Below are 19,819 nucleotides of genomic sequence, written 5' to 3'. Positions count from 1 at the left end.
CAGGATTCGTAATGGCTTCGACATCAAAGCGATTTGCGAGCAAGAAGGAAAGAATATTACTACCGGAAATCGCCATGTTAGCTTATCGGTCCGTAACTTCCGACATTCTACGTTAAGCGACCCGGCTCAATATCCATGAAATATCTTCTCGATCGAACTGACGAACAGATACTTATCGAATTGAAGGCTAATGCCCGAATTTCGCATGCGGATTTGTCGGCCAAGGTGAACCTTTCTCGCAACGCCGTGCGGGTGCGAATCGAACGTCTCGAACGAGAAGGCTTCATCAAGGGATATACAATCCTCACCGGGGATGGTGGGAATAGCCAAAACGTCACAACCGCATTGATTTTCGTCTATCGTCACGATCGCATGAGGGGCGGAGAAGTCATTCAGGCGCTACGCAAGATCCCAGAAGTCGTTGCTTGCGACGTTATGACCGGTGATTTCGATCTCCTCGTGCGGGTCGAGTCCCCTGAGGCCGACCGCATCCGGCAGATTTGGCAATTGATTGCCGAGATGCCCGGCGTGCGCGATACACTGACCGCGTTCGCCCTCTCCTCCGTAATCCGAAGATAAATCTGATCGGTTAGATGCGGGCAGTGTTCCCCCCGAACCTAATCGGCGGACTATCCGCTCTATGCGAACGGATTATTGATCATATCAGCGAGCAGGCCCATCAGAACTGTTGGTTCACATCTGGAGCTTCGAATGAAGACGCTCCCAGACTGCCACATGGTTTGACGTCGTCGATGTGCGTGCGGGATCATATGTTCCACGGCGGAAAGTAACCCCTCTCCGCCGTCTTACGGCCGGTTGTTCTCCAGGCCTATGGGTCGATACACTCGCGTAACCAGATGGCGGAGCTGGTTAGTTGACGGCGACGTAGATCTTCCGAAGCGTTTCCACAGTGCGCCATGTGCCGATGAACCCGGGTTTCATCACGAAACTGTCGCCTGCTTTGTAGGTACCGGGTTCACCACAGTTCGGGGTGATTTCCACGACGCCTTCGAGGATGTGGCAGAATTCGAATGTCTCTCCCTTGACGGAGCGCGTCAGGCCAGGTGTCGCTTCCCAGACGCCGGTGTGAATCGTGTCGCCTCGCCCAACGTCCTGGGCCCAGGTCTTGAACGAAGGATCGCCGGAGATCAGGCGTTCCGGCCCAGGCTTTGACTGACATGTCTAAGGCAAAACGCGGTACTGGCGACCATTGCCCGCATGGCAGCTCCGTCCGGAGCAGCGGTCGCGCGTTATCTTTCAGGGGATCCCTTCCGGTTCAAGTGCGGCCAAATCGGCCCGCGCATTCCCTCATTCAGTTTCCACCCCGCACCCGCTGAATACTGCCAACGCCAGCTCATCGGGCTGATAAGCCACCGTCGCCAGCTCCATGAACCCGATAACCAACCTGATCTCACCTTGTCGCGAAACCATAAAGATGGCAATTAATCCTCTATGAACGATCACTTCAGGAGCAGATTAATGCTCACATCCCACGATCTTGCCTTTTTTTCGGTCCTCACAGCCTCCAAATCCCTCGCTGAAAGCGCGAGAAAGCTGAACGTCACCCCTCCGGCGGTGACCCAGCGCCTGCGCGCTCTTGAAGAGAAAGTCGGGGTACGACTGATCGACCGCTCCGGACGCCACCTGCGTCTTACCGAAGAGGGCTCATTGGTCGCTTCCCACAGCGTTATCGTCAGCGATGCTTTAGACTCGCTTACCGAAGCCCTTGCTGATCGCAGGGGTACGGTCCGCGGGCACCTCAGGGTCGCAGCACCTCACGGTTTTGGTAGGATCTACGTCGCCCCGGTCGTGGAGGCTTTCGCTCGAGAGCATCGTGGTGCCACCGCTACCCTGCAACTGTCCGACCATCCCACGGCATTGATCGTTGACAGCTATGAGGTGGTTGTTCACATCGGGGCGTCCGCGCATCTGGATCAAGTCGTGACGACGCTGGCGCCGAACAACCGGATTCTCTGCGCAAGTCCCGAATACCTAACTTCGGCTGCGCCCATTACTACGCCCGCCGATCTGGCGCGACATCGCTGCCTTGTCGTTCGCGAGAACGAGGAGGACGTAACGCTCTGGCGGTTTAAGGGCTTACGGCAGGAAAGTGCGACAGTGCGCGTCAACCCCGTCATGTCGAGTAATGATGGCGCCGTTATTCGGGATTGGGCGCTGGCGGGTCAGGGCATCATGATGCGCTCCGAATGGGCCGTTGCAGAAGACCTGGCGATGGGACGGCTGAGGCAGGTACTTCCCAACTGGAAGCTGCCGTCGGCCGATATCGTCGCCATCCTCGGATCGCGGCACGGACGAAGTGCGCGCACTGCCGCTTTCCTGACAATGATTCGTCAGTCGCTGAAACCACTGCCATGGAGAGCCGATCCTGCTGAGAAGCCTGGTCAATAACCGAGGATCGACTTCGTCTCGAGATACTCTTCAAGCCCATATACGCCGTACTCGCGCCCGTTGCCCGACCGCTTGTAGCCACCGAAGGCGGCCGCTCCATCCCAAGCCGGATAGTTGATATGGACCTGGCCGGCGCGGATGCGAGTGGCGACCCGGCGCGCACGCTCCGGGTCTGAAGACTGAACATGAGCGCCCAATCCATAGACGGTGTCGTTAGCAATCGCGATTGCCTCTTCCTCGTCCTTGTAGGGCATGATCGAAAGTACGGGTCCGAAGATTTCTTCACGAGCAATCCGCATGTGGGGCGTCACCTCGGAAAAGATTGTCGGTTGCGTGAAAAAGCCGCCACTAAGGCCAGCCGGGCGGCCCAAACCGCCGCACAGCAGCTTAGCGCCGTCATCGATACCGGCCTGGATCATGACCTGTACCCGCTCGAACTGGGCACGATTGGCTATGGGCCCCATGTCCGTCGCAGGATCAAGCGGCGCGCCGACACGGATGGCACGCACAGCCGCGCTTGCCAGTTCCTCCACTTCGCCGAGCCGATGTGCAGGCACCAGCATGCGCGTCGGCGCACTGCACGACTGGCCGACGTTGCGCATTCCGGCGAGCACGCCCTTCGCTACCGCCTCGCTGAAATCGGCATCGGTGAGCAAGATGTTCGGTGACTTGCCGCCGAGTTCCTGAACCACCCGCTTCACAGTCGGGGCGGCCGCCTGCGCGACGAGTACCCCTGCGCGGGTGGAACCGGTGATCGAGATCATGTCGACGTCGGGGTGGCTGGCGAGCGCTGTGCCTACGCTCTCGCCAGTGCCGTTGACCAGGTTGAATACCCCCGGCGGAGTGCCGGCATCATGCATCAGTTGGGCAAAGAGCAGAGCGCTGTAAGGGGACAACTCACTTGGCTTCAGGACGATGGTGCAGCCTGCTGCGATCGCGGGAGCGACCTTAGCCGTGATCTGGTAAAGTGGCCAGTTCCAGGGTGTGATTAGCGCGCAAACCCCGATCGCTTCCTTGACGGTTGCGGTGCGCCCATCAACCATGGTGAATTGGTATTTCTCGAGAATCTCCATCTGTACACGGATGTGCTCGGCAGCGAAAGGAACCTGGGATGCGCGCGCGAAGCTGATCGCCGCCCCCATTTCCATAGCGAGGGCTTCCGCGAACGTATCCGCTCTTTCTTTCAGGAGAGAATGCATCCTGCCGAGCAGACCAAGCCTCTCGGAAACAGATGCTTGAGAAAAAAGCGGGAATGCGTTGCGCGCAGCTGCAACCGCGAGATCGACGTGATTAGCACCGCCCGCAGCGATTTGCCCAACAACCTGCTCGGAGGCGGGATTGATGACAGGCAAACGGGTTACATCCACCGCTTCCTGCCACTTCCCACCAATGTAGAACTGGCTCTCGCGTCCCGTCAGCATCACTTCACCTCGCTTCACGACATTGGGGCCAATGGACCTGCCCTGCATAAGATGCCCGGAAAGACCGGAAGATGACATTTAGGAGGGCTGAATGTTTGCTTAAGAGAGGTGTTAACTACAGAGTCACTCGAGCCGCCTGAACACCTGAACAGCGTGGCCTCCAGGATCGAACTTGTCGTTGCCGTTGCTGGCATTTCGCCGTCACCCCCTGCCTGGAATGCCGCGACCCCGTACCTTCGTAGGTTCTCCGTGCGAGGCGCTTGAGCGATTCCGGCGCTCCAAAAGAGAAGTAAAACGTTGAAGCCGCGTTGCGTGCCGAGGCACCCAAAGATGGAACGAAGCTGTATTACGTTTCTGGTTCTCCAGTCCGTCGCCATCTGCCGATGCCTGTCTCGAAGGCAAAAATAGCGCCGCCGGCTTTATTGCCGACGTCCTCAGCGGGACAAACGCCATAACCACGAAAGCTGAATCGCCAGCGCTCGACTTGGAACGCATCATCGCTACCGATCCAGACGTCAACGTCGTCGCGCAAGTCGATCGGAACCGCTGGGAACTCGATAAGGCGAAGCGAGGATTAAGTTCCTTATGACTGATCCGACCAGTCGGGTGCCGACGGTCAGGAACAAGGCGCTTGTGATCATGGACGGCCAAGCTATTAATCCCTCCGTCCGCGCGATTTACGGGGCAGAGCAGGTAGCTGAACAACTGAAAGCACTACAGATCCAGGCAATGGCCGACCGGGCTGCGACACAGGTCAAGATCCAGCGCGCGGTTGAAGGCTTTTCGATAATCGCGATCAGCTACTATCTCCTGGGCCTGCTGAAGTTCCTATATGAGACAGCTGACCATGCAGGTTTCCACATCGATCCGGTGGTCATGCTTGGCGCTGTTCCAGTGGTTGTGGGAGCTGTTGCGACCACCATCCTCCGCGTTAAGCATGCTTTAAAGGAAGGGTCCTAAAGCTGGAGATCGCGCGTTAAGAACTCCTTGCACTCCTCTAGAAATTGGCCGCGGAGAGAGCAAGGCTGTTGGTTCTCCTATCCGGTTGCGTGAGGACAAGTCCCTGATCGCCATCACGCCGCCATGGTGCGGAGGTTACGTCTAGGCTGAGCCGCCTGAGCGGGTTCACGGTCGAGAGTGAACTGATTGACGAGTTCGCGCAGCCTGGTCGCCTCAGCTGACAATGACGCGGCCGCCGCCGTGGACTGCTCGACCATCGCAGCATTCTGTTGAGTGGACTGGTCCATCTGATTGACGGCCGTATTGATTTCCGCCAGCCCAGTGGACTGTTCACGCGCGGACGTAGCAATTGCGTCCATCAACTGGTTGATCTGAGACACTTGCTCGCCGATCTTGTTTAGCGACTGGCCGGTCTCAAGAACCAGCTTCACGCCGGTGCCGACTTCGGTTGAGGACTTTTCGATAAGTCCCTTGATTTCCTTCGCCGCCGTCGCCGCGCGCTGTGCAAGCTCGCGAACTTCCTGAGCGACGACCGCAAAACCTTTGCCGGCTTCTCCGGCTCGCGCGGCCTCGACGCCAGCATTCAGCGCCAGAAGGTTGGTTTGAAAAGCAATGTCGTCGATGACGCCGATGATGCTAGATATTTTTTCCGAGCTTTCCTCTATCCGCCTCATTGCCTGTTCGGCGTGGGACACAACGGAAGCAGAACGTTCTGCGCTGACATTGGCTTCGTGGGCGACATTGCGAGCCTCGTCGGTTCTCTTCGACGCGGTTGCCACATTGGCAGTAATCTCATCAAGGGCTGCTGCAGTCTCTTCCAGGGAGGCGGCCTGCTGTTCGGTCCGCTTGGAGAGATCTTGCGCGCCGGATGCGATCTCGCGTGTTCCGTTGTCGATGCTGTGCACCGTCTGCAGTACAGCGCCGATGGTTGTGCCGAGTTGACTAAGCGAAGCATTGAAATCCGCACGCAACCTCTCGTATTCCGGAGCGAAAGGCTCCGCGAGCTGGAAAGAAACGTCACCACCGGCAAGGCGTCTCAATCCATCGCCAAGGGTCGTTGTTGCAAAGCGCAACTGCTGTGCCTCCCGTTCGGCGCGCTCCTGAGCGGCGGCGCGCGCCGCCTCCGACTCGCTTCGCGATACCGCTGCTTCCTGCTCCAGTCGAAGAACATTGATGGCGTTCTGTCGAAACACTTCCACCGCTCCTGCCATAGCCCCAATCTCGTCGGCACGGCCAGCGTACGGGATTTCGCTCTGCAGATCTCCGTCGGAGAGGATCTTCATTGAAGAGGCAATTCGGCGGATCGGATTGGCGATGCCGAAAACGGCAAAGAGCGCTCCAGCCGAGGTGACCAGAATCGAAAGGGTGGCAATCAATGCCGTGGTCCTGAACGCGTAGCTCGCGGTTGCGTCGCTTGTGGTCACATAGGTTTCGGTCTGTCCCAGGATGAAGCCCACGAGGTCTGCAATCTCCTGTGTCACCAAATTTGATTGCGCCTCCATACTCTCCCGAAAGAGAGTGGCCGCCTCGGCGGTCTTGCCGTTGTCGTGCAGTTGGACCATTTGCCCGGCGAGCTCGCTATATTTCTTGAGCCCTGACTTGACGTCATTGATCAGCTCGCGACCTTTCTCCGTCCGGACGCCCGCCACATACTCTTGGATTGCCCGCTCGACTGCGGCGTTCGTCTCGTCGATCAGCTTCACCTCGGCGGCCCGCTTCTCCGGCGACGCCTCCAGCAAGTACTGCGCATAGGCCAGCTTCAGATCAGAGAAGTTTCCCTTGATATCCCTGGCGGTGATCATCCGCTTCATCCAGAAGCCGCCAATCTGCTGAGCACTGTCGTTCAGTGTCGAAATTGAACTGAGAGAATTGTACGACAATGCAATCAGCAAGGCACAGATGACAGACAAAACGGCAATGAGGGTCTGCTTGACGGTCGGGCGTTTCATAGAATTCTCCAGTCCTCTAGGGCGGGCTGTGCAGCTCAGATAACCGCAAGAATTCGGCTGATGTGCTAATTTAGGATTAACTTTAACTGTCCAGCCGTCGCTCCTGGAATTATATGTGTCGTTTACAAACCAGCCCTAGAAAGTTCTCTCCTTTGATGCCAGTAGGGGTATACATTGGAGCGGTGATCTAAATGCCGCGACATTCTCGCACGCGGAATCGAACAGCTAATCATCGTTGCGCTCGGCCGGCCTGCCCACAATGACCCGCGACGTTGAGCTAATCGTCGGCGGACGCAATTCGGCGCCTCTTGATTAATGGCCCACTACCGAGGGGCAAAATAAGACGGTCTCGAAACTGCGCATCCGCTCCATTGGTGTGTGTTCATCAAGCTGCTAGCGCCGAAGCTTCACGGCCGGAGCGCCAATCCTCAGCCCCTTGGCGCCGGCTTGGCCAACGACGGCAAACATCGGCACGAATAGCGAGCGAACCGGAACTGCTGTGCCGTAACGTCGACCTGACACGGCCGCTGATCGCCTTAAACGCCATCGGCACGCCGTTCTCTGGAAACTCCGTCGTATGGAGCGCACTCGGCAGGCCGTCGACACTAGGTTCGAAGGACGGAATTGAAGCTGGCACCAAGGCCTGAGGAAAGCGCTCGTCCGAGTAGTCGCAGAAGGATGAGGATCACGCGCTGCCGGTAAGCACAGCGATCATCGTCCGGATTGAGCCCTTTTGGCTGACAAGGGGGTGAGCCGCCCGCCAGCACCACAATGCCGGCGACGTCCTGCCAGCGTGCCAGCCTCCAACGTCCGCTCTCTGGAGAGATAACGGCGGCCGCAGCCTCTTTCCCTTTTGGCCGGCAAACGCCAGCAATATTCGAGCTGCGCCTCCTCGTAAGCGAGAGCTGTGAGCTGGGATCGAGCAATGCACTCCGCGTCATGGCATGAGGCCCCTGACGTCCCTGTCGTTCAGCGTCTGATCTAGCGTCGTTCTCGTGCGGGCAATGATCGCGTCAATATCACCATCAGTGCAGCAAAGCGGGGGCGCATAGCCTAACACACCATTGCCGAAAGCACGAATGATCAGCCCGTTTTCCCAAGCCCGGTCGAAAATCCGGCGGGAAGGATCCGCCGCTGCCGGAAGCGGCGTCTTCTTTGCCTTGTCGATGACAAGCTCGACGGCGGCCAGCATGCCGCGGCCCCTGACGTCGCCGACGAGCGGGTGATCGGCAAGGCCTTTCAGCCCTTCGACAAGGCGAGCGCCTGCCCGCCGGCCGTTTTCCAGAAGACCGCTCTCATAGAGGCGCAGGACCTCGAGCGCCACCGCGGCGCTGACCGGATGGGCGGAATAGGTATAGCCATGGCCCACGGCAGAACCGCCGGCGCCGTCGGCGATCGTGCTATAGACGTGGTCCGTCATGAAGACCGCGCCCATCGGCGCATAGCCGGAGGTCAGGCCCTTGGCGACGGTGAGGAAATCGGGAACCACATCGTCTTCGCTACAGGCGAAAAGCGGGCCGGTGCGGCCAAAGCCTGTGATCACCTCATCGGCGATGAACAGGATGTCGAGTTCGCGGCAGAGATCGCGCATCGCCTTCATCCAGCCCCTCGGCGGCACCAGCACGCCGCCAGAACCCTGGATCGGTTCGGCATAGAAAGCCGCCACCCGTTCGGCGCCGATTTCCTCCACCTTCCGCCGCAGGGCGTGCCGTGAGGCATTGATGATCGTTTGTGCATCGGTACCCACGGGATTGCGATAGACATAATGCGAGGGGATCTTGTGCTGCCACTCGAACGGTATGCCGAAGCCGGCATGGAAGGCGGGAAGAGCTGTGAGCCCGGCGCCCACGGTCGAGGAGCCGTGATAGCCCTGTTCGAGGGAGATAAACTGGTCTTTCTGCGGGGTTCCCCTGGCGTGATAATAATAACGGATAAAGCGAACCGTGCTATCGATCGCATCCGATCCGCCCAGGGTGAAATAAACATGGTTGAGATTGCCCGGCGCCCGCTCGGCAAGCGCCGCGGCGAGGCGGATCGCCGGCTCCGAACCGAGACCGAAATAGGCAGTGGCGTAGGGCAGTTCTCGCATCTGCCGTGCAGCAGCCTCAACGATGCTTTCGTGTCCGTAGCCCGCGTTGACGCACCAGAGGCCGGCAAATCCGTCGATGAGCTGGCGGCCGGTCATGTCGGTCACGGTCGCGCCGGACGCAGAGGACAGGACGCGCACACCGAGCGTTTCGTGGGTGCGATAGGAGGCGACCGGATGAACGAGATGGGCGCGGTCGAGTTCGATAAGGGAGTTGCTGTGCATCGTTATCTCCGTTCAGCCGAAAGCCTGATTGGCCAGGGCGAAGGTTGTGACATGGGGAGATGGATTGGTCTCGCCGCCGCGCTGCATCGCTGTCGCTCCACCGACATGGACGAGTCCACACTTGGCCAACCACTGCGACAAGCCGAGGTCCTTGGGTGTGTCGATGCGAAGAAATTTGTCGTTTCGAGCCGCTATTTGGAACAGGATGAGCTTGCGGGCATCCTCCGCATTCTTTGCTACCACGGGACCGATGACCTCACCGCGGCCAAAGGAACGCGTTGCTGAGAAACCTACGACATGTCCATCGCGCCGGATCACCGCAAACCGCCCGATATCCTTGATATAGGAAATCAGCTTGCTGCGATCAGCACCGAAGGCGACGTTGTCCAAGGCGGCTATTTCCGGGAGATCGCCGGATTGCATCCACTCGACATCCATCGGCGCCTCCACGGCCCCGCAGATGCCCTGACATTGCAAGATGTCGCCAACTTGGCGAAAGCCCACCTTTTCATAGAGCGGCAGGCCCTCCTGGGTCGCGACCAGTCTGCACGGCACACCGCGAGCACCATCAAGACCCGCTTCCATCAAGCGGCGGCCGAGGCCACGTCCGCGCATGGCTTCGGCGACGATGACCATATTTATTGTGGCGCAGCCTCCAAAGCGTGTCGTGAGCGTAGTGCCGACGACCTGTTCGTTATCCAGCACGATGACGCCTGTGCTCATTGCAAGTGCCGTTTCCCAATCCGCCAGCCTGTGTGGCCATCCGGCCTGTCGCGAAAGCGCCAGCGCGCCTGCAAGATGTTCGGCGCCAAACGGAACCATGTGGAGTTGGGTCATATGCATTGTCTGGATCCCTGCTTTTCTAAAAGGGAAGAATAACGTCGGCCGAAAAGAAGATCGTCCCGACAAATGGAGACTGGCGACATCTTTGACCGTGTTGGCGTGCGGTCACCGCATCTTATGCTGACAGCAAATCCGCGAATGGCTCGGTGCCTCAGCGGCTCGCGGTCGGAACTCTCTGCCAAATACCGACGAAATACGAAAGAATCTGCTTCGTAGAGTGGCAACTGCGGCCACTTACTCTGCATAACCCTCGTAGAATTGCTCATACGAACGCGCCTCGGGCATAACCAAGGACCAACTCGATGATTCGACCCCGATCGAAATCCACTAGCTTAGATTACGGGCGTGCAGTCCCAATGTTCATGTCGGCAATCAATATCGACATCCAGAACAAAGTTGATCGTACACGCAAGCCGATCAACGGCTACGTGGAGATCAAGGGCATTTCAGCCGGCATTGGCCTCTAGCGGAGCAAGGCGATGAAGTTTGAATCCTACTGGCACGACACCGCATTGAAATTCGCGGGCGCCTGCATTGGCCCCGTCGATGGCCACTATGATGTTGTCGTTATCGGCGGGGGCTTCACGGGGCTCGCCGCGGCGCGGCAGCTCGCAAAGTCGGGTGCGCGCGTTGCCGTGCTGGAGGCGAACCATATTGGCTGGGGTGCATCCGGTCGCAATGGTGGACATCTCAACAATGGGCTGGCCCACAGCTTCATCGCTGCCAAGAGTGAACTCGGCGTCGAACGCGCGGTGGCGCTCTACCGTGCCCTCGACGACTCGATAGACACGATCGAAAGGATCGTCGCCGAAGAAAAGATCGACTGCAATTTCCGGCGCGCGGGCAAGCTCAAACTCGCGTCAAAGCCGCAGCATTTCGACACGATCGCCCGGAATTTCGAAGCGGTGCATCGGGAGGTCGATCCGGATACCGCGCTGCTGACGGCGCGTGATCTTAAGACGGAAATTGGCTCTCCCTTCCATGGCGCGATGCTGTCGAAAAAGAGCGCCATGATGCATATGGGCAGGTATGTCGTTGGATTGGCCGATGCTGCGGTCAGACATGGCGCCACGATATTCGAAAGGGCTTCGGTAACACGGCACACAGTGACAGGGTCCAAGCATCGTCTGGAGACCTTCCGGGGAGAGGTAACAGCCGATCATGTCCTGGTCGCGACCGGCGCTTATGGGTCAGGACCTTCCTTCAACTATTTCCAGCGCCGCATCATTGCGATCGGCAGTTTCCTGATCGCGACCCGGCCTTTGAGCGAGGCGGAGGTGGCCGCCACCATGCCGGGCAACCGGACCTGCGCCACCTCCATGAACATTGGTAACTACTTCCGTCTGTCGCCTGACAACCGGCTGATCTTCGGCGGCCGCGCCCGCTTTTCCGCGACATCGGATCAACGTTCGGACGAAAAGAGCGGCGCCATTTTGCGGGCGAGCCTTGCCCAGATATTCCCGCAGCTCGCCAATGTCGAGATCGATTATTGCTGGGGCGGGCTGGTCGATATGACCAAGGACCGTTTTCCCCGGGCGGGCTATGTAGATGGTGTCTGGTATGCAATGGGCTATTCGGGCCATGGCGCGCAGCTCTCGACCCATCTGGGAATGATTATGGCAGACGCCATACTCGGCAAGGCGGATCGCAATCCGCTCAAAGGTCTGGAATGGCCCGCCGTTCCCGGCCATTTCGGCAAGCCCTGGTTCCTGCCACTCGTCGGGCTCTACTACAAGACCCTCGACAGATTTCAATAAGCGGCCCCTCCTCCCCTGCCGCCAACTAGGGCGCGGATCTCACGATCCGCGCCTTCTTTTTCGCCGATAGAATAGATGAAAGATCAAGGCCGAGTTTGCCGCGCTTGCTGACGTAGTCGGAACCAGGTGAATAGCTCCGCGGATGCCGGCGAAAGAACTCAAGCGGCCCCTCAGAGAAGACGTTCGAGCACTGCCCTCGCGATCGTCTCGGTCTTGTCTTTTCCGGGAACGACGCCGATCCCGGCCTTCGTCGTCGCTTCGATGGCGGACACTATGCGAGCGGCAGCGGCCGTCTCTCCGAGGTGCTCCAGCATCATGGCGCTCGACCACATCGTGGCGATTGGATTGGCGATTCCGAGATGAGCGATGTCGGGCGCCGATCCATGGACCGGTTCGAACATGGACGGCGCTGAGCGATCCGGATTGATGTTGGCGGACGCCGCAAAGCCGAGCCCACCCTGGATTGCGGCACCGAGATCGGTGAGGATATCGCCGAACAGGTTGGAAGCGACAACGACGTCGAGCGATTCCGGCGCCATGACCATGCGCGCCGCCATCGCGTCGATATGATAGCTCGTCACCTCGACATCGGGATATTCGGCCGCCAGTCTTCGGGTGATTTCGTCCCAGAAAACCATGGAATATCGCTGGGCATTGGATTTGGTGACCGAGGCCAATTTGCCGCGCCGCATGCGAGCCTGCTCGAAACCGAAGCGCAGGATGCGTTCGACGCCTTTTCGGGTGAAAATGGAGGTCTCCACCGCCACCTCGTCATCTGTCCCCTGATGGATGCGGCCGCCAGCGCCGGAATATTCGCCCTCGGTGTTTTCGCGGATGCAGAGGATATTGAACGCACCGCTTTTCAGCGGACCCGAGACGCCCGGCAGCAGCCGGTGCGGGCGAATATTAGCATATTGTGTGAAAGCCTTGCGAATCGGCAGCAGCAGCCCATGCAACGAAACCGAGTCCGGCACTTCGGCCGGCCAACCCACTGCGCCGAGCAGGATCGCATCGAAGCGACTGAGTGTTTCGATCCCATCCCTCGGCATCATGGCGCCAGTTTGTTTGTAGAAGTCGCAGGACCAAGGAAAGGCCGTCCCTTCAAGCGAAAAGCCTGAAGTCTTCGCCGTGGCCTGCAGCACGTCCCAGGCGGCCTCGGTGACCGGCTTGCCGATGCCGTCCCCGGGCAGTAGCGCGATGGAATAGGTCTTCATGTCTGATCCTGGAGGTTGATGAGCACACTCTTGCTCTTTCGGTTGGCATGATAGGCTTCGCGTCCGAGATCCTTGCCGATGCCCGAACGCTTGTAGCCGCCCGTCGGCAGGATATGGTCGCGGGAGCGGCTGTAGCGATTGACCCAGACGGTGCCGGCCTGCAGCCGGCGCGTGGTTCGGATGGCGCGGTTGAGATCGCGGGTGAAGAGCCCCGCCGCCAGCCCGTAGGAGGGATGATCGGCCAGTGCGAGCGCCTCTTCCTCATCGGTGAAGCTCTGCACCGTCAGCACCGGCCCAAAGATTTCCTCCGTGATCGCAGGGGAGACCTGGTCGACATTCGACAGTAGCGTCGGAGCATAAAAATAGCCTTCCCGCTCGAGGCGGTTGCCGCCGGCAGGGCATTCGGCGCCTGCGTCGCGCGCCGCGCGCACAATTGCGTCGATCCGATCGATCTGACGCTCGGAGATGATTGGCGAGTAGTTAGAGCGCTCGTCCCAGGTCGGGCCGGGCTCGATCGTTGCCATTCGGGCGCGCAGGGCGGCGACCAGCGGCTCCATCGCAGCTTCCTCAACGATAACCCGTGAGCCCGCGACGCAGGCCTGTCCGGCGTTGGAGAGGATGCTGTTTGCGATCGCATTCGCAGCGAGCGTCAGATCGCTGTCGGAAAAGACGATTTGCGGACTCTTGCCGCCGAGTTCCAGCGTCATCGGCTTGACGCCTGTCCTGGCAATATTCGCCATGATCGCGGACCCGGCCCCCGTCGAGCCGGTGAAGCTGATCTTTCCGATATCGGGATGGCCGGTCATCGCCTGGCCCGTGGTCTGCCCGTCGCCAAGAACGATATTGATGAGGCCTTCCGGAATGCCGGCGCGGACGGCAAGTTGAGCAAGATAGAGCGTCGAAAAGGGCGTCATCTCCGAGGGCTTCAAGACAATGGCATTGCCCGCAGCAAGTGCCGGACCCAGTTTCCAGCCCGCCATGGAGAGTGGAAAATTCCACGGCGTGATCGCGCCGACGACGCCATAGGGCTCGGTCATGATCATGCCGAGGCTTAAGTCGTCCGTCGGCACGAGGTCGCTGCCTTCCTTGTCGGCGAATTCGGCGAAGAAGCGTATCTGCTCGGCAGTGACCGCGACATCGCCCTGAATGAGTTGACCGATCGGGCGCGTGGAGGAAACGGCTTCCAGCCGGGCAAGGGTTTCTCCTTCAGCCTCGATCAGGTCCGCCCAACGATGCATCGCATTGGTCCGCTCGCGCGGGCGGCGGGTGGCCCAGCCGCTCTCGCGGAGCGCTCTCTTTGCAACGGATACCGCCTGATCGACGAGGGCAGCGTCGGCCACGGGGCAGTCGGCATAGGCGATGGCATCGGACGGCCGTTGCATCGGTAGCTCGCCCTTGGCGTCGATGTAGCGCCCGCCGATGAAATGACCTCTCGGCAACTCGATTGTGTCGGGATTGAAACTCAGAGCCATGGCCGTGTCCTTGCGGATATATGGGCGAGACCGCACGAGGCCTTTGTGACGACTATGTCTGTCGATAGGCTCGTGCGTTACTCGTGGGGATGTGGTCGGTGGTGCGGTTACATCACCGTCACGTAGATCTTCCTGACGGTTTCGATGGTGTGCCATGTGCCGGTAAAGCCCGGCTTCATGACAAAACTGTCGCCTGCCTTGTAGGTAACCGGTTCGCCATCATCCGGTGTGAGCTCAACGACCCCTTGGAGGATGTGGCAGAACTCGAAGGTCTCGCCTTTGATCGAGCGGGTGAGGCCTGGCGTTGCTTCCCAGACACCGGTATGGACGAGCCCATCGCGTGCCACATCCTGAGCCCAGGTCTTGAATGAGGGGTCACCGGAGATTAGCCGCTCCGGAACCGGTTTGGATTCGCGCGGGGCCTCTGTGCTGTTCGGGTCGATGGTCTTGAGTAGTGACATGGTTTCTCCTTTGTGTCCTGCTGTGGATCAGTAACCGCGGGTGCGGTCGACTAGTCCGATCGGGTCGAGGCCGGCGCGATGGCGCTTGATGTTCTCGATGACCGAGCGGGCGGCGGTTCCGGGCTGCGTCACGCTGGCGATGTGCGGGGTGAGCATGATCCTCGGATGGCGCCAAAACGGATGTTCAGGCGGAAGCGGCTCCGGTTCGGTGACGTCGATCACCGCACCGGACAGTTGATGCATATCGAGTGCGTCGATCAGCGCATCATGATCGAGTTGAGCGCCGCGGCCGACATGAATGAGCGATGCGCCGGGCGGAAGGGCCGCGAAGAGGCGTGCATCGAGTATGCCACGCGTCTCTTCCGTGAGCGGCAGCAGACAGACCAGAATGTCGGTCTCGCCGAGAAAGGACGCCAGCGACCCGGCGCCGTGATGACAGCGCACCCCATCGATCTGGCGCGGAGCACGGCTCCAGCCGGACAGTGGAAAGCCGAATGGCATCAGCCGCGCGATCACCGCCTGCCCGAGCATCCCGAGACCAAGCACACCGATCCGGCGGTCTGCCGCCTGCCGGGCCGGCAGCGCCTGCCATTTCCCTTCAGTTTGCTGCATGAGATAGGCCTTGAGATTGCGGTGGAGCGCCAGCACGGCAAGCGTCACATATTCCTGCATCATGCGCACGATGCCATCCTCGATCATTCGGACGAGCTTCACCCCCGAAGGGAGGTTTTCAACCCGGAACTGATCGACGCCGGCGCCGATCGAAAAGACGATTTCCAGGTTTTTGAAGCGGTCGAGATCCGGCGGAGCGGTCCACGTCAGGACGTAACTGATATCATCGGGATCGACCTGCGTTGCATCCATGATGAAAGGGAGATCGGGCAGGTCGCGGGCGAATGCTTCGGCGAAGATGCGCCCTCGCTCTCGATCAGAATTGAACCAGAACGTCATTGGAATGCCTCAGTTTCGGAGTGTTTCAGCGAGCCGCTCGATCATCGTCTGACATGCAGTGAGTTCGTCGCCACGGATGAACTCATCGGCCCGATGGGCTCTCGCGATATCGCCAGGGCCGCAAATGATCGCATCGATGCCGGCCGCTTGAAAAAGCCCGGCTTCGGTGCCGTAGCTCACGGCGGCGAGCGTTTCGAGCCCTGTCAGGCCCTCCATTAGCGTAGCAAGTGGTGCATCGGCTGCGAGCGATAGCGCCGGATAGCTGCTCAGGAGCTCCCACTTTGTCTGAAATCCTCGCTGCTCAAGCCCGAGTGCGGCAAGCCTCACAGGCTCGAGGAGATCGGAGGGTGTCACTCCGGTGATCGCCCGGGCCTCGATTTCCGCCGTGAGGCAATCCGGAATGATGTTCACGGCTTGTCCGCCGGACACGGTTCCGACCTGGAGCGAGGAATAGGGTGGCTCAAAGCACGGGTCCAATCGGCTGCTCTGTAGTGCGTCTCCGGCACGAACGGCGGCAAGCAGGACGCAGGCGAAGCCATGGATTGCATTCAGACCCTGATCAGGTCGCGACGAATGGCCGGATCGCCCGCGGATCTCGACTCTTGCAGCGGCCTTTCCCTTATGGGCGCGGATCGGACGCAGACCGCTGGGCTCGCCGATGATCGCGCCGATCGGCTTGGCGCAAAGCTCGGGCAACTGGCGGATGAGATGAGGCACACCTCGGCAGCCGGCTTCCTCGTCATAGGAAAATGCAAAATGCAGGGGGCGCGCGAGCGGAATTTCGGCAATTGCCGGCAGAGCAGCCAATAGTGCGGCGAGAAAGCCCTTCATGTCACTCGTCCCTCGGCCGAAGAGCCGATCACCGTCCGCCCGCAGGCGGAAAGGATCGGATGTCCAGGCCGTCTCAAGCGCGGGAACGACATCCATATGTCCGGAGAGAACATAGCCGGGCACATGATTGGGGCCGATCGTTGCAAACAGATTGGCGCGGTCACCTTCCGGCCCCGGCAACACCGTCACCTTGGCACCGCAGCGCTCTGCATAGTGCGTGATCCATGCAACAATGCCATCGTTCGGCGTTCCGACGACGGAGGGAAAACCGACCAGGCGGTCGAGGATTTCCTTGGCGTTCATCGCAGGTCTCCTTGACGTAGCCGCCCAAGCGGCGCTCTGATCTCCACATTACGGCTTGGTGGGGACCATTTCCTGCCGAACGCTCCATGTTGAGCAGCAGGATCTATTGAATCCAGCTACGTCAAAGCAGAAAGTTTGGCGCACGTCTCCGAAGTGAGAGACGTATTATGTTGCGGGAGCGTGCTATCTGCATCATGGTCGGTGCGGCCACCTCGTCCAGGCGCCGTGCGCATCCAGCAAGTATCACAAAAGGTCATTCCGAGCCGTCCTTGTATATCTCGGCAAGGTCCGGCAAGTTCCAATTGCCACCGCTCAGCACTGCGCAGACCTTTTCATCCGACCTGACCTTTATGGAGCCCGCGAGCAGAGCCCCGATGCCGATCGAAGCCGCCGGCTCCGCAATCAGCTTGGCATCTTTTGCAAGTGCGCGCATGCCCGCGATGATGTCGTCGTCTTCGACGAGAATGATTTCATCGACGTATTTTTCAATTATTGGATACGGGTTCTGGCCCGGAACACTAATTCTCAGGCCGTCCGCGATCGTGTTTTTCAGGGGCAACGATGTGCGCTGGCCGTTGATCCGACTCTGATAGTATTTCGGTGTCAGAGCAGGCTCAGCACCGATGACTCGAACCGACGGTTTGGTTTCTTTGATGGCGGTCGCAATTCCCGAAATCAGGCCTCCACCGCCCAAGGGAACTATGACCGTCTCCACGTCCTTCAAATCTTCCAGAATTTCACAGCCGATTGTGCCCTGACCGGCCATGACCAGCGGGTCTTCAAAGCCGTGGACGGTCGCGTAGTTGTTCTCTTCGGCGATTTCATAGGCCCGCTTCCATCTCGCGGCGGTGTCGCCATCAAAGACAATGACCTCGGCGCCCAATGCTTCGGTATTGGCAATCTTGATCTTAGGCGTGGTGGCCGGAACAATTATGACAACCTTCACACCGAGCATTCGAGCCGCGTATGAGAGTCCTTGGGCATGGTTGCCCGAGGAACTGGCGATGACGCCATTTGCGATGACTTCTCGCGGGAGCGAAAGCATCTTGTTGAGAGCGCCGCGAAGTTTGAATGCGCCGGTAATCTGCAGCGTTTCGGGTTTGAGATAGAGCTGACAACCTGCAGCCTTTTCGATCTTGTCCGCACGCAGCAACGGAGTGTGTCTGATATGGGGCGCCAATCGTTCCCGGGCTTCCCAAATGTCCTGAATAGTTGGATAGTCTAGCATGATGCTGCTCGCCTTAGTATGTTGGAGTTCGCGTTTCCTTGATGGAAAGGATCGGCCTGAAGACTGCTTGTTTTTCGGCGCCGGATCGCGAGCAAACGATGTGCCCGCACGTGCTGGAACCATCCAGCCGCTTTGCCAAGATCGTACCGGAGGTCAGGACTCGAAAAATTCGAAGAAGGTTCCAACGCTTCTCTCTATCGCATTGCTATAGATCTTCGATGCGGTTGTGTTGTCTTGGATTGCCATTCCAGTAGAGTCGAAAATGGTCACCTCATCGTCGTGTTCTCTTCCTGGTTTCCTTCCCAGCAATATCTCTCCGATTTCACCATGGATCCTGTTCTTGGTGATGACATGCCTATCGAGCGGATGCCATGTTTCGCCTTTCTCGCTGCACTGCGCGATCGAGTCGACGACGATTTTGGCATTTCTGAATACTTCTGGATCCAGTTCCTGTTTGCCTCGTTGGTCCGTGCCGATCGCGACGATATGCGTACCCGGCTTTACCCAATCGGCTTCCACGAGTGAGCCTTTACCGCGTGTCGTCGTAACGAGGATATCCGCCTGCTCGACCGCGTCCTTCTTGGAACGCGCAATGACGACGGGAATGCCGAACTCGCTTTCAATATCTGCTTTGTAACGGGAAAGCGTATCCGCGCTATTGTCCCAGGCATGGATCTCCTCGATATTGATGGCCTCCCGGATCGCTCGGATCTGCATTCTTGCCTGATTTCCAGTCCCGATGGATGTGATGCTGCGAGCATCTTTCCTCGCCAACACCTTTACGGAAACAGCTCCCGCGGCGCCGGTTCTCAAGCCCGTGATCAGGCTGCCGTCCATGACGCAGATCAGCGCCCCGTTTCTGGCGTCAAACAGCAGAATGGTTCCCATCCCGCTCGGCACCCCAAATGCAGTCGGATTGTTGACAAACCCTCCCGAGGACGTCTTCATCGAAATAAGTTCATTGGTTTTGTAGTGGCTGAGCTTGAAGTCGATTTCGCTACCCGGTGACGGGAGATGCATTCCTATATAATCGGGTTGCTCCACCTGATCGCTGTTGAAAGCTTTGTACGCCTCCTCGACGGCGCCAATCACGTCCCTCATAGTGATCAATCTGCCGACCTCTTCTTTCTTGAGAAGCAGAGTTTTCACGAACTTTCTCCCATCATTGGTACGAAGGCAAAAACGTCACGCTGGGCCTGCAAACTTAAGCCCGGCTATTGGAGGCCTGCCTGGCCGCCTTCGCGCCCAAACCAGATTGCTTGTGGTCACTTCGGTCGTGATCGCACCAGTTGTTGAAGCCGATCTTGCTGAATTTCGACGCCTCGGCCGAACGACGAGGCCGTTTCACACTCCCGGTGTCGCGAAATGCTACAAGGCCCAACAGGGTTGCGTTGACAATCGAATCGCCCCCAATCCACTGACACAAACTGCCGAGCTCCTACCGAAACATGCGGACATGCCACGACGGAATGAGGTTAGTATGGTCTTCTCCTGCCGAAGGAGTCACCGAATTATGCTGCCGCAACAGCACGAAATTCCAAAATGCTTGGCTCGCTTGGCATTTCTTGACGCCTCGCAGAGCTGATTTATGCTGCGGTTTCTGTGTGGCCCCCTGCAGTCTGTCGAACTTTGCTTTATCTAAGTTTAGCAAAGTTGCGTTGTCATCCCGACGCCGCAAATTTCGGGAGAAGATTTCGACACCCGAGGGC

General features: G+C 58.9%; 14 protein-coding genes and 3 pseudogenes. 5 read left to right on the top strand and 12 right to left on the bottom strand.

Annotation, left to right across the window (positions count from 1 at the left end; all coding sequences use genetic code 11):
- Nucleotides 1–116, top strand: a pseudogene (locus tag ACQ7C1_RS25795) (homoserine kinase); the annotation flags it as partial.
- A gap of 19 nt (nt 117–135) precedes the next feature.
- The gene (locus tag ACQ7C1_RS25790) at nt 136–579 is read left to right on the top strand and encodes an Lrp/AsnC family transcriptional regulator (RefSeq protein ID WP_097601030.1); all 444 of its coding nucleotides are present in this window, start codon (nt 136–138) and stop codon (nt 577–579) included.
- A 291-nt stretch (nt 580–870) separates the two neighbouring features.
- Here the strand turns inward: ACQ7C1_RS25790 and ACQ7C1_RS25785 are convergent.
- Nucleotides 871–1,176, bottom strand: a pseudogene (locus ACQ7C1_RS25785) (cupin domain-containing protein); the annotation flags it as partial.
- A gap of 303 nt (nt 1,177–1,479) precedes the next feature.
- Between ACQ7C1_RS25785 and ACQ7C1_RS25780 the strand changes: the two are divergent.
- The gene (locus tag ACQ7C1_RS25780; RefSeq protein WP_430960323.1) at nt 1,480–2,409 is read left to right on the top strand and encodes a LysR family transcriptional regulator; all 930 of its coding nucleotides are present in this window, start codon (nt 1,480–1,482) and stop codon (nt 2,407–2,409) included.
- Here the strand turns inward: ACQ7C1_RS25780 and ACQ7C1_RS25775 are convergent.
- Complete coding sequence (locus ACQ7C1_RS25775) at nt 2,403–3,830, bottom strand: aldehyde dehydrogenase family protein (RefSeq protein WP_430960322.1); 1,428 nt, start codon at nt 3,828–3,830, stop codon at nt 2,403–2,405. The genes ACQ7C1_RS25780 and ACQ7C1_RS25775 overlap by 7 nt on opposite strands.
- Nucleotides 3,831–4,129: 299 nt before the next feature.
- Here ACQ7C1_RS25775 and ACQ7C1_RS25770 point away from each other — a divergent pair.
- A pseudogene (locus ACQ7C1_RS25770) lies at nt 4,130–4,790 on the top strand (DUF3422 family protein); the annotation flags it as partial.
- Nucleotides 4,791–4,903: 113 nt separating this feature from the next.
- Here the strand turns inward: ACQ7C1_RS25770 and ACQ7C1_RS25765 are convergent.
- The 3 genes from ACQ7C1_RS25765 to ACQ7C1_RS25755 all read right to left on the bottom strand — a co-directional run bounded on the left by ACQ7C1_RS25765 (nt 4,904) and on the right by ACQ7C1_RS25755 (nt 9,893).
- Nucleotides 4,904–6,739 carry a HAMP domain-containing methyl-accepting chemotaxis protein gene (locus tag ACQ7C1_RS25765; protein ID WP_430960321.1) on the bottom strand — a complete coding sequence of 612 codons (1,836 nt, stop codon included), beginning with the start codon at nt 6,737–6,739 and terminating at the stop codon, nt 4,904–4,906.
- 937 nt (nt 6,740–7,676) lie between these two features.
- Nucleotides 7,677–9,050 (bottom strand): aspartate aminotransferase family protein, encoded by a 1,374-nt coding sequence (locus ACQ7C1_RS25760; RefSeq protein WP_430960320.1) that lies wholly within the window; start codon nt 9,048–9,050, stop codon nt 7,677–7,679.
- 12 nt (nt 9,051–9,062) lie between these two features.
- Entirely contained in the window at nt 9,063–9,893 is an 831-nt protein-coding gene (locus tag ACQ7C1_RS25755) for a GNAT family N-acetyltransferase (RefSeq protein WP_430960328.1), read from the bottom strand.
- Between the two features lie 479 nt (nt 9,894–10,372).
- On the opposite strand from ACQ7C1_RS25755, the gene ACQ7C1_RS25750 reads away from it, so the two are divergent.
- The gene (locus ACQ7C1_RS25750) at nt 10,373–11,650 is read left to right on the top strand and encodes an NAD(P)/FAD-dependent oxidoreductase (protein ID WP_430960319.1); all 1,278 of its coding nucleotides are present in this window, start codon (nt 10,373–10,375) and stop codon (nt 11,648–11,650) included.
- A 170-nt stretch (nt 11,651–11,820) separates the two neighbouring features.
- Here the strand turns inward: ACQ7C1_RS25750 and ACQ7C1_RS25745 are convergent, their stop codons facing one another.
- The 7 genes from ACQ7C1_RS25745 to ACQ7C1_RS25715 all read right to left on the bottom strand — a co-directional run bounded on the left by ACQ7C1_RS25745 (nt 11,821) and on the right by ACQ7C1_RS25715 (nt 19,259).
- Nucleotides 11,821–12,864, bottom strand: coding sequence for a tartrate dehydrogenase (locus ACQ7C1_RS25745; protein ID WP_221114163.1), 1,044 nt, complete (start codon nt 12,862–12,864; stop codon nt 11,821–11,823).
- Nucleotides 12,861–14,336 carry an aldehyde dehydrogenase family protein gene (locus ACQ7C1_RS25740; RefSeq protein WP_430960318.1) on the bottom strand — a complete coding sequence of 492 codons (1,476 nt, stop codon included), beginning with the start codon at nt 14,334–14,336 and terminating at the stop codon, nt 12,861–12,863. Before ACQ7C1_RS25740 ends, ACQ7C1_RS25745 begins: the two co-directional genes overlap by 4 nt.
- 107 nt (nt 14,337–14,443) lie before the next feature.
- Nucleotides 14,444–14,797 carry a cupin domain-containing protein gene (locus ACQ7C1_RS25735; protein ID WP_097601040.1) on the bottom strand — a complete coding sequence of 118 codons (354 nt, stop codon included), beginning with the start codon at nt 14,795–14,797 and terminating at the stop codon, nt 14,444–14,446.
- 27 nt (nt 14,798–14,824) lie between these two features.
- Nucleotides 14,825–15,748 carry a 2-hydroxyacid dehydrogenase gene (locus tag ACQ7C1_RS25730; RefSeq protein ID WP_430960317.1) on the bottom strand — a complete coding sequence of 308 codons (924 nt, stop codon included), beginning with the start codon at nt 15,746–15,748 and terminating at the stop codon, nt 14,825–14,827.
- A gap of 9 nt (nt 15,749–15,757) precedes the next feature.
- The gene (gene argE / locus ACQ7C1_RS25725; protein ID WP_430960316.1) at nt 15,758–16,882 is read right to left on the bottom strand and encodes an acetylornithine deacetylase; all 1,125 of its coding nucleotides are present in this window, start codon (nt 16,880–16,882) and stop codon (nt 15,758–15,760) included.
- 253 nt (nt 16,883–17,135) lie between these two features.
- Nucleotides 17,136–18,110, bottom strand: coding sequence for a threonine/serine dehydratase (locus ACQ7C1_RS25720; RefSeq protein ID WP_183704835.1), 975 nt, complete (start codon nt 18,108–18,110; stop codon nt 17,136–17,138).
- A 153-nt stretch (nt 18,111–18,263) separates the two neighbouring features.
- Nucleotides 18,264–19,259, bottom strand: coding sequence for an ornithine cyclodeaminase family protein (locus tag ACQ7C1_RS25715; protein WP_430960315.1), 996 nt, complete (start codon nt 19,257–19,259; stop codon nt 18,264–18,266).
- Nucleotides 19,260–19,819 lie beyond the last annotated feature (560 nt).

The sequence above is a fragment of the Rhizobium sp. Nf11,1 genome (assembly GCF_050587665.1).
Taxonomy (GTDB): Bacteria; Pseudomonadota; Alphaproteobacteria; order Rhizobiales; family Rhizobiaceae; genus Rhizobium.
Note: the sequence above shows the minus strand (reverse complement) of the source record. Positions and strands in the feature narration are given on the sequence as shown.